This is a genomic window from Paracoccus sp. P2 (assembly GCF_046335115.1).
GTDB classification, from domain to species: Bacteria; Pseudomonadota; Alphaproteobacteria; order Rhodobacterales; family Rhodobacteraceae; genus Paracoccus; species Paracoccus pantotrophus.
Map to the genome: position 1 here is coordinate 1 of NZ_JBGOSN010000118.1, position 2,432 is coordinate 2,432.

3 protein-coding genes and 2 pseudogenes are annotated in these 2,432 nt (G+C 60.9%); 4 read left to right on the forward strand and 1 reads right to left on the reverse strand.

What is annotated here, in order from left to right; all coding sequences use genetic code 11:
• Positions 1–185 (reverse strand): hypothetical protein (locus ACDP63_RS24560; RefSeq protein ID WP_409928826.1); only part of this gene is annotated, 185 nt, incomplete at its 3' end.
• 185 nt (positions 186–370) lie between these two features.
• Here ACDP63_RS24560 and ACDP63_RS24565 point away from each other — a divergent pair.
• From ACDP63_RS24565 to ACDP63_RS24580, 4 genes and pseudogenes are all read left to right on the forward strand, one after another.
• Positions 371–634: pseudogene (locus ACDP63_RS24565) on the forward strand (hypothetical protein); the annotation flags it as partial.
• A 267-nt stretch (positions 635–901) separates the two neighbouring features.
• A pseudogene (locus tag ACDP63_RS24570) lies at positions 902–1,117 on the forward strand (transposase); the annotation flags it as partial.
• A 214-nt stretch (positions 1,118–1,331) separates the two neighbouring features.
• Positions 1,332–2,153 (forward strand): type IV toxin-antitoxin system AbiEi family antitoxin, encoded by an 822-nt coding sequence (locus ACDP63_RS24575; protein ID WP_028717448.1) that lies wholly within the window; start codon positions 1,332–1,334, stop codon positions 2,151–2,153.
• Positions 2,143–2,432: nucleotidyl transferase AbiEii/AbiGii toxin family protein (locus ACDP63_RS24580; RefSeq protein WP_409928827.1), on the forward strand; the 290-nt coding region annotated here is incomplete at its 3' end. The genes ACDP63_RS24575 and ACDP63_RS24580, both read left to right, overlap by 11 nt.

The following is a 2,432-nucleotide window of genomic DNA, read 5'->3' on the forward strand; positions in this document are numbered from 1 at the left end:
CCTCGTCCGACATCAGGTCTCGTGCCAAGCTGGTCTCCATCGCAGATACCAGCTTGAATCATGATCAGCGCGCCCCGGGAATCCCTTTTGTCAACACGGCCTAGATCGCCCCGGAGCATATCCAGCTGCGGGCCGGCCAAGCCGTGGGGATCGAAGCGATAGATGCGCAGCGTCGCGATCCGCATAGCGCCCTCCGGCACGCGCCAAGTTTCCCCTCGGTGACGCGCGAAAGCGTCGCCAAACCCAGGTTGCGCGGACAGAAAAGCGCCGCGGCCACCACCCGGGTGCCTTTCGCGGTGATCACGACCGGCACCCGGGTGGTGGCCGTGGCGGTGGGAGATGGGGGTGAACGGCTGGACCTGCGCGGGATGTTCTGGTCAAGTCAACGCTTGGCCAGCCCGTGCCCTCGGCTCGGTTCATGGGCAGGTACGAGTTCGAGATCCTGCGCGCCGGCAGCGCGGTCGAGTCCTCCGAGGCGGATCGCGCCGCCGTGCTGGATGCTGAGTCGATGATCCTGCCGGTGGCCGAGCCGGGCTCCGGCCCGTTCCGGGGCCGCGAGATGCGGTGGACGCGAACACCTGGGGACAAAGGGCAGCGCATGATCCTTGTCCTGGGATCTGGCGCTGATGACTAGGCCCTGCCTGGATCTGATCGGAGTTTAACAGGCTGCTGAAAAAGGATCTTGAGAGGACGACGCAGCGGAAATCGTTCTGGATCCAGCTAATATCGGCCCGGAGATGGGGTGTCTTCGGCAAATTTGAGGCGGATTTCCCGGTTCCCCGTCCGCGCTGTCCTGTCGCAAGGACTTTTTCAGCAGCCTGTTAGGTAGCAAACGCACCAAATCGTTGACGCAGTGGCCCTCATAGAACATTATATGAACATGATGACCCTGGAGGCCTCCATAGCACAGCACTTTCTTCTCTCCGCGGCGGCACGAACACTTTCGCTCAAGGTGATTTTTTCCGCTGGCGAGGAGGCCGCCTATCGCCGGTTCTGCCGGCTGCGCTGGCCAGAGACAGACGGCGCGCCGGTCTGTCCGGCCTGCGGATGCGCTGATGTCTATGACCTGACGACCCGTCGGACCCCCACGACATCCGCCACCGCTTCCCGCTTTACGGCGGGCGTTACCACTTTCGCGATGCGACATCCTTCAGGATTGCGTTGTCGAGCATGGCTTTTCGATTCGCGCCGACATGTTCTGGTCTGCAGGGGTGTCGTCTGCACGAGCGGTCCTTGAAAAATTCGTGATTGGAGTGCTTGGAGCACCGTAGTTGGACTTTTTTTAAAGAGACTCATGGTGTCTGCTTTGAAAATATGCCATCATAAGCGTCATGGCGACCGAAAGATCTCAAAACCTGAAGAAGGTTCTTGATGCAGTACCCACAGGGTATCTGATCGATGCCGCGTGGCTCACCGCGCATGGTGTCGCCTACGAGACCTTTCGCGACTATGTCAAGCGCGGCTGGCTCGAGCGAGTTACCCGAGGCCTTTTCCGTCGCCCGTTTCCGGGCACTTCTGCTTCGGATACGATCGACTGGAAGATCTGCCTGCTCTCAGTCCAGCACATCATGCGCTACGATGTCCATGTCGGTGGCATGACGGCGCTCGCCCAGCAGGGTCACGGTCATTACCTGCGCCTGGGCGGCAACGCCCCGGTATGGGTCTATGGCGAAGCGATACCGAACTGGCTTTCGAAGCTGCCGCTGAACGCGCCGATCGAGACGCGCAGCAGGTCTCTTTTTGGCGATCCGAAGCTGGGCCTTCCCGATGATACCACGGATGCCGGGCAAACCCTTCCTTGGGACTGGCAGCTCAGGATGTCGTCTCCCGAACGGGCAATCCTCGAAGCTATCGATGAGCTGCCCGACCATGAAAGCTTTCACAACCTCGACATGGTATTCGAGAGCCTGACGACGCTGCGCCCGAAGATGCTGTCGGCGCTGCTGTACAGTTGCAGGAAGATCAAGGTGAGGCGGCTGTTCTTCGTCTTCGCTGATCGCCACGGCCACCCATGGCGCAAGCGCCTTGATCCCGAGGAATTCAACCTTGGCAGCGGCGACCGCGCCTTGGTAAAGGGCGGCAGGATACACCCACGGTACCGTATCGTGGTGCCGGAGGAATTCGTAGCGACTGAGGCTGGCGATGGCACGTGAGGATTATGAAATCCAAGTCGCGCTGCTCGTGCGCCTGCTCCCGCATGTCGCGAAGGAAAAGGCATTCGCGCTCAAGGGCGGCACGGCGATCAATCTGTTCTACCGCGATCTGCCCCGCCTGTCGGTCGATATCGATCTGACCTACCTGCCGATCAAGGATCGCCGTGAAAGCCTCGCTGAGATTAACGAGGCAATGGATCGCATCGCCGCCGCCATCGAGGGCAGCATAGCCGGTGCGAAGACGCAACGCATCCAAGGCGGGGGAGGCGGTGCCACCCG